This window comes from Microcoleus sp. D2_18a_B4, from assembly GCF_036702475.1.
GTDB lineage: Bacteria > Cyanobacteriota > Cyanobacteriia > Cyanobacteriales > Microcoleaceae > Microcoleus.
Genome location: NZ_JAUBTL010000058.1, coordinates 38,554 through 44,867 on the forward strand (window position 1 = coordinate 38,554; position 6,314 = coordinate 44,867).

At 45.6% G+C, this 6,314-nt stretch carries 6 protein-coding genes; 3 read left to right on the plus strand and 3 right to left on the minus strand.

Going from position 1 to position 6,314, the window contains the following annotated elements:
- Positions 1-3: 3 nt before the first annotated feature.
- Together QUB04_RS26130 and QUB04_RS26135 are read left to right on the plus strand one after the other, a co-directional pair.
- The gene (locus tag QUB04_RS26130; RefSeq protein WP_333288901.1) at positions 4-1,251 is read left to right on the plus strand and encodes a DUF262 domain-containing protein; all 1,248 of its coding nucleotides are present in this window, start codon (positions 4-6) and stop codon (positions 1,249-1,251) included.
- A gap of 13 nt (positions 1,252-1,264) precedes the next feature.
- On the plus strand, positions 1,265-1,906 hold the full coding sequence (locus QUB04_RS26135; protein ID WP_333288904.1) for a HEPN domain-containing protein: 642 nt from the start codon (positions 1,265-1,267) through the stop codon (positions 1,904-1,906).
- Positions 1,907-1,956: 50 nt separating this feature from the next.
- On the opposite strand, the gene QUB04_RS26140 is transcribed toward QUB04_RS26135, so the two are convergent.
- From QUB04_RS26140 to QUB04_RS26150, 3 genes are all read right to left on the minus strand, one after another.
- Positions 1,957-2,082, minus strand: a complete 126-nt coding sequence (locus tag QUB04_RS26140) for a hypothetical protein (RefSeq protein ID WP_333145253.1) — start codon at positions 2,080-2,082, stop codon at positions 1,957-1,959.
- Between the two features lie 47 nt (positions 2,083-2,129).
- Positions 2,130-3,335 (minus strand): DUF4336 domain-containing protein, encoded by a 1,206-nt coding sequence (locus QUB04_RS26145; protein WP_333288906.1) that lies wholly within the window; start codon positions 3,333-3,335, stop codon positions 2,130-2,132.
- Positions 3,336-4,051: 716 nt separating this feature from the next.
- Entirely contained in the window at positions 4,052-4,873 is an 822-nt protein-coding gene (locus QUB04_RS26150; RefSeq protein ID WP_333288908.1) for a Uma2 family endonuclease, read from the minus strand.
- A gap of 119 nt (positions 4,874-4,992) precedes the next feature.
- On the opposite strand from QUB04_RS26150, the gene leuB reads away from it, so the two are divergent.
- Positions 4,993-6,078, plus strand: a complete 1,086-nt coding sequence (leuB, locus tag QUB04_RS26155) for a 3-isopropylmalate dehydrogenase (protein ID WP_333043089.1) — start codon at positions 4,993-4,995, stop codon at positions 6,076-6,078.
- The last annotated feature ends 236 nt before the right edge of the window (positions 6,079-6,314 follow it).

A 6,314-nucleotide genomic window follows, 5' to 3' on the forward strand; every position in this document is an offset into this window, starting at 1 on the left:
GTCATGCCTGAACTAAACCTCTTAGAAAAACCCGAAGAAGTAAGCTTTGATGAGGAAGATGAAGCTCTAGATTATGAGCTTGAATCTAATGGTAATTCCAAATCAGTCTTAGACGAAATTTCCGAAATAATTGTAGCTGGAAATGACTGGACGACAGCCACCATACTCGATCAACTTGTTCGTGACAATATTCAACTTAATCCAAGATTTCAAAGGCGAGATGCTTGGGATATAACTCGCAAAAGCAGGTTTATTGAATCTATTTTTCTAGGATTTCCCATTCCAGATATAGTTTTGGCTTCTCAAGATAAAAAACGCGGAAAATTTGTAGTTCTTGACGGCAAGCAACGCTTGCTTACGATTCTGCAATTTTATGGAAGGAGCGAAACTCCCAACGATAGTTTTGCTTTGAAAAACTTAGAATTTAGACCTGAACTCAATGGTTGTACGCATGAGGATCTAAAAAACGATCTTCTCCATAGTTCTGTACTTGATGCACTGGATAATCAAACTCTTCGTACTACATTGATTCGGAATTGGCATACAGAAAGTTTACTCTACAAAATTTTTCTCCGTCTGAATGTAGAAAATACTCCGCTATCTCCCCAAGAACTCAGGCAAGCATTGCATCCAGGTGATTTCATCAATTTTTTAGATGACGAATCAATTAAAAATCCGGCTTTAAGAAAAATACTTAAATCCCCAAATCCCGATCCTCGGATGCGCGATGTCGAATTATTACTGCGATATGTAGGATTCCACCATTTTTTATCCGATTATCGCGGTAATCTTAAAGTGTTCCTGGATATGACTTGCAAAAAGCTCAACAAGGATTGGAAAGAGAAAGAAACTGAGGTCAGATATACAGTTAGCCAATTTGAAAAGGCAGTGCAAACAACCACTACAATATTTGGAGAAGAAAATATATTTCGTGTGTGGTTGAGTAGTTCTAATAGTTACCGAGGCAAGTTTAATCGAGCTATTTTAGATGTAATGGTTTTTTATTTTTCAGATCCAGTTATTAGTGAAGTTGCTGAGAATAATCCGGCGGGTGTGCAAAAAGCTTTTAAAGAGTTATGTTCATCATCTAATAGCGAATTCAGAGAAGCTGTTGAGAAAAGCACAACTAGCATTCGCGAAACTCATACTCGTCTCTCACTGTGGGGCAAAGCTTTGTTAAAGGTTTTGGATGTAGAGTTTAATGTACCTGAACTCGTAGATAACCATATTATCTTTAACGGTTTGAGGTAAGTTATTAAGAGGTATGCCAAAATCCGTTAGATTTCGTACTCTAACCCAGCAGTTAAATAGGTTAAAAAAACAATTTTTTCCTAAGATTAATCCTCTAGGTTCATATTCCGAGCGGCAGCTAGCCTTAACTCTTGCCTACAGAGTTTTAGTTCATGCCGAAATTGAGGCTTATTTTGAGGACAGAGTTTGGGAAGTAGCCCTTAATGCTAAAAAGAAGTGGGATAGTCAGGGTAAGACTTGCCGTACTTTAATCGGCTTGCTTGGCTTTTCTGGTCAAATGATGGAAGCACCACCAGATACACTGACTCCAACTAAGGGAAGTAAAGCTTTGCCACCGGAAAAAATAAAAGTCAACAAAAAAATAGATTTAGCTATTAATAGTTTTAAGCGAAGTATTGACCAGAATCATGGCATCAAAGAAGCTAATCTTCTGGCGTTGCTTTTGCCAATAGGAATAGATACCGATGATTTAGAGCCTGCTTGGCTGGCTACCATGAATACGTTTGGGGAAGAAAGAGGTGTGGCGGCACATACTTCAGCTACATCCCCGAAAACTATTAGAAGCATAAATCCTATACATGAACTGCAGAGGGTAGAGCAAATTATTCAAGAACTTTTGAGGGTGGATGAGCTGATTAATAATTTAATGAGATAAATGAATAAACCGACACCAATTGTCAAGAGTTTAATCTTTTTGGTAGGCTTCTAGCCGGAACGGGCAAGATGCCCGTTCCACAATACTTTATTTTTTTGTGGCACAGGCATCTTGCCTGTGCTCAAACGGGCAAGATGCCCGTTCCACAATACTTTATTTTCTTGTGGCACAGGCATCTTGCCTGTGCTCAAACAGCTTATTCAGAATGGTGCAAAATTTCCGATTAAACCTTGTCTTTCGCAGGCGGAACCAAACCTGTTTTATTCAAACCCGCATCAATCTGCCTGAGCAATTTAAAATCATCTTCGGGTAAAGAATTAACAGGCGAGTGTTTTTCCAGAAATGAGAATGCTTGCCGAAATTCACGCGGCCGGGAGTCGATCGCACCATCGAAGTGACAAGGTACAATTTTTTCAAAGTCCCAACTCGCCACTTTATCCACCCAATCGAGAGTTTCCCTCGGCGCGCGGTTGAGAATCAAAGTCTGCAAAATCGGCGCCACAAACAACCGCCCTCCTCCCCGCAAAGCCTCAAACGATCGCTCCCAATGTTTTTTCCACTTGAACGGATATAACCCGAAATAAGCTTTCCTAGAGCGTTCTGGCGCTTCTCGTGCCTTGGCCAATACCTCCGACCACGGCGGCACTTCCAACACGCTGGGGCTAAAATACATGGCAAATAAGGCGATTCTCTGCCACCCTTTGCGCCGATTTTCGTGGGTGTCTGCCACCGTCTCCAAAGCGCTGTCTTTGGCGTGAAACAGCAGCGGGTACGAGTCGAGTTGGACGATCGCGGGCGGATTTTCGGGAATCGAAACTATGGAATCTGTTAACATCAGCGTGCGCGATCGTCTGTGAAATAACGCAACTTCAGCAAATCTGCCCAAACCGAGGTCCAGCGGGCCGAGAATTGCCCAGTCAAATTGATCGGCTAACGGCGTGTTGCTGCTGTCAAAGGGCAGTACAGACGTGCGTTTCGCCGGCAAACCCAGCCAACTCAGCGGCAAATTCACCGGGAAACTCCACTGCTGCGGGGCGACAAACACCTGCGCTTGGGGAAAACACCTCGCAAAGGGGCCGACAAAAACTTTGTGCTCGATGCCTGAAACCGTTGTCAGCAGGATGTACTTCACCTCGCCGTGCTCTGCTACTAACTCTTTTACCAAGCGGATGCACTCAGGAGTCGGTGCAACGGGGGCGTAGACGAGAAGGCCTTCGGGTTCTAATTTAATTACTGTCATCCGAATCGGGACGACTACGTAGAAAATGCCTTGTATTTGGTCAAAAGTCCAGATTGTATCCTTGACTATTTCCTTGCGGATGGTGCGCCGCTTGCTGTAGGGATAGAGGGGGACAACTGGCCAAAAGGCCCAAGAATAGTCCCGAGAATCAATCTGTGCTGATGTTGGTATGCCTTCGTCCTCTGCCACTCCGCGACTCCTTGCCGATTTTTTTGTACGTGCGTGCGATCGAACTGTTTTTATCTTATTTCACTCCTGTTGCGCGGATTCGAGGAGTTGAAAAGGGGTTATGGGCTATCGGGCTTTTGGAATACTCAAGCAAGAATTATGGATGGAGGCTAGAAACCCGGTTTCTACGAGTTTCGGGACCAGCCACGAGAAATAGAAGGAAGAAACCGGGTTTCACCAGGCTTGGGTGCGAGAACTATTAACTCAATCGGCGTAAGTCCCACGCTATAACGGTACTCCGTTTAGCGCGGGGATATAAGCCGAGCAAGGTCTGTGAAAAAGATCGACAATTCCCGGATTTTCTAACAGAAACGTGTAAGATATAAGTGGTTGCGACCCACCCACTCGACTGCAAACAATAGGTCACAGTAGCAGTAATATGCTTACCAAGGATAACTGCGAGAGAAAGGGGGAAAGAACAGACCGCTGGTTGGTAAGGTAACGCCCTGCTGTAAAAAATAAGCCATGTTTGTTGCACGAAGAAAAATTTTGCCTTGGGAAACAGGGCTTCTGCGTGGGTTCCCTACGAAGGGATAAAGGCTCCAAAGCCAGAGATGCTGTGTAAGACTCGGATCGTCTTCAGTGACGAATACTCGGTAACGGGTATTCCCAACAGAGCAATGGCAGATGAGACACGAAGCCCGAACTATAACGGTACTCCGTTTAGTTTGGGTATTTCACACCAACTGTTCAGGATCGATGCCTAGTTCCCGCAACCGCGCCGCTAGTCTTTCCTCTCGCTGTTGAGATTCTATGAGTTGCTGTTGAGCTTCAATTACTTGCTGTTGAGATTCTATCAGTTGCCGTTCCGCCGCCGTTGCTCTTTCACCCGGACTCAAAATCAACCCTCCTTGGGCCGTAAACCATCGCAACCACAAACGATTCATACTCTTATAAGTGCCTTGCCACCAACCTAAACTCAACTGCAACTCAGGAATAAATAACCGCCCATCAATTAATTCTGCAGGTTCATAGTGGCCTCCTACAAGATGAAAAGCTCGCAATTCATCCGTGTAGCGACTGAAAATAAAATAGTAAGGAATCCGCAAAATTTGTTCATAAACTTGCCACTTAGTCGGCGGTTCCCCAGCTTGTTGAACAGTCCGCCCTAAATCTTCATCTTCAGTGCCCGGCGATAGCAATTCCACCACCACAAACGGATTTACCCGTTCTTGCCAAACTACATAACTCAAACGCATATCGCGCCCTTGATAAAGCCTTGGCACACCCACCGCAGCAAACCAATCCGGGCGTTTATGCCAGCGCGGTTGTGTTGCATCGTAATACAAATTTAGGTCGCTGGCTGTAAAGACTTGTTCCGCATCCCATCCCGGCGGCAAAAACGTGAATTCCAAGAGTTGCGGCTGATCTAAATGAAATGTATCTGGCAAACCGGGCTCCTTTGGGTCTTCGCTAGGTAAATCATACATTGTTGGCAAACTCTGTCGGGGGTCTAAAGGCGGTTCAGCTTGAGCAGGCGGGTAAGTCGGGAATGTCATAATCAATTCTGAGGTTGCTTATCCTGATATGATTATAACCTTGTGAGAATGTCTTGCATTTCCAAAGAATTCCCATTAACTCTCAATCTCAAATCTCAAATCAAACCTCCAAAATCGATATGACTCAAAACTACCGCATCACTCTTTTACCAGGAGACGGCATCGGCCCTGAAATTATCGCTGTGGCGGTAGATGTCCTGAAACTTGTCGGTCAACAATTGGACATCGGCTTTGAATTTCAAGAAGCTTTAATGGGCGGCGCTGCTATTGATGCAACAGGCAATCCGCTACCCGAAGAAACACTGGAAAAATGCCGCAATTGCGATGCAGTATTGTTAGCAGCTATTGGCGGTTACAAGTGGGATAATTTGCCCCGCGAACAGCGCCCGGAAACTGGATTATTAGGACTGCGCGCCGGATTGGGATTGTTTGCCAATTTGCGTCCGGCGACTATTTTACCGCAATTGGTTGATGCTTCTAGTTTGAAACGGGAAGTTGTCGAAGGCGTGGATATTATGGTAATCCGCGAACTCACAGGCGGCATTTATTTCGGCAAACCGAAAGGTATTTTTGAGACGGAAACAGGCGAAAAACGTGGTGTCAATACGATGGCTTACACCGAGTCGGAAATTGACAGAATCGGGCGAGTCGCTTTTGAGACGGCCAGGAAGCGGGGAAAAAGGCTGTGTTCCGTTGATAAAGCGAATGTTTTGGATGTTTCGCAACTGTGGCGCGATCGTATTATTGCCCTTTCTTCAGAATACCCTGATGTCGAACTTTCTCACCTCTACGTTGACAACGCAGCCATGCAGTTAATTCGCTGGCCTAAACAGTTCGATACAATTGTCACGGGCAATTTATTCGGCGACATCCTTTCCGATGCGGCGGCGATGCTAACTGGTAGCATTGGGATGTTGCCTTCTGCTAGTTTGGGAGCAAGCGGGCCGGGGGTTTTTGAACCCGTGCATGGTTCCGCACCCGACATCGCGGGACAAGATAAAGCCAATCCCATCGCCCAAGTTTTAAGCGCGGCAATGATGCTGCGCTACGCCTTAAATCAGCCGGAAGCTGCTAATAAAATCGAGCAAGCCGTTGTCGAAGTTTTGGATCGAGGTTATCGCACTGGTGATATCATGTCAGAAGGCATGAAACTCGTTGGCTGTCGAGCGATGGGCAATGCTTTAATTGAAGTTCTGCAAGGTTGATCTCGCTTGTTACTCGTTCCCAGGCTCTGCCTGGTAACGCATTTCAGGAGGCTCTGCCTCCACTACAACAAGGCAAACGAGAGAGAATTTTGGAGGCAGAGCCTCCGGGTATTAATTACCAGGCAGAGCCTGGTAACTAGAAAACTAGGCAATTAATTCTTACTCGTTCCCAGGCTCTGCCTGGTAACGCATTTCAGGAGGCTCTGCCTCCACTACAACAAGGCAAACGAGAGAGA

Excerpts from the sequence above, each read along its gene's own strand:
- QUB04_RS26130 (WP_333288901.1), top strand. The coding sequence starts at position 4 with ATGCCTGAACTAAACCTCTTAGAAAAACCCGAAGAAGTAAGCTTTGAT.
- QUB04_RS26135 (WP_333288904.1), top strand. The coding sequence starts at position 1,265 with ATGCCAAAATCCGTTAGATTTCGTACTCTAACCCAGCAGTTAAATAGG.
- QUB04_RS26140 (WP_333145253.1), bottom strand. The coding sequence starts at position 2,082 with ATGCCTGTGCCACAAGAAAATAAAGTATTGTGGAACGGGCATCTTGCC.
- QUB04_RS26150 (WP_333288908.1), bottom strand. The coding sequence starts at position 4,873 with ATGACATTCCCGACTTACCCGCCTGCTCAAGCTGAACCGCCTTTAGAC.
- leuB (WP_333043089.1), top strand. The coding sequence starts at position 4,993 with ATGACTCAAAACTACCGCATCACTCTTTTACCAGGAGACGGCATCGGC.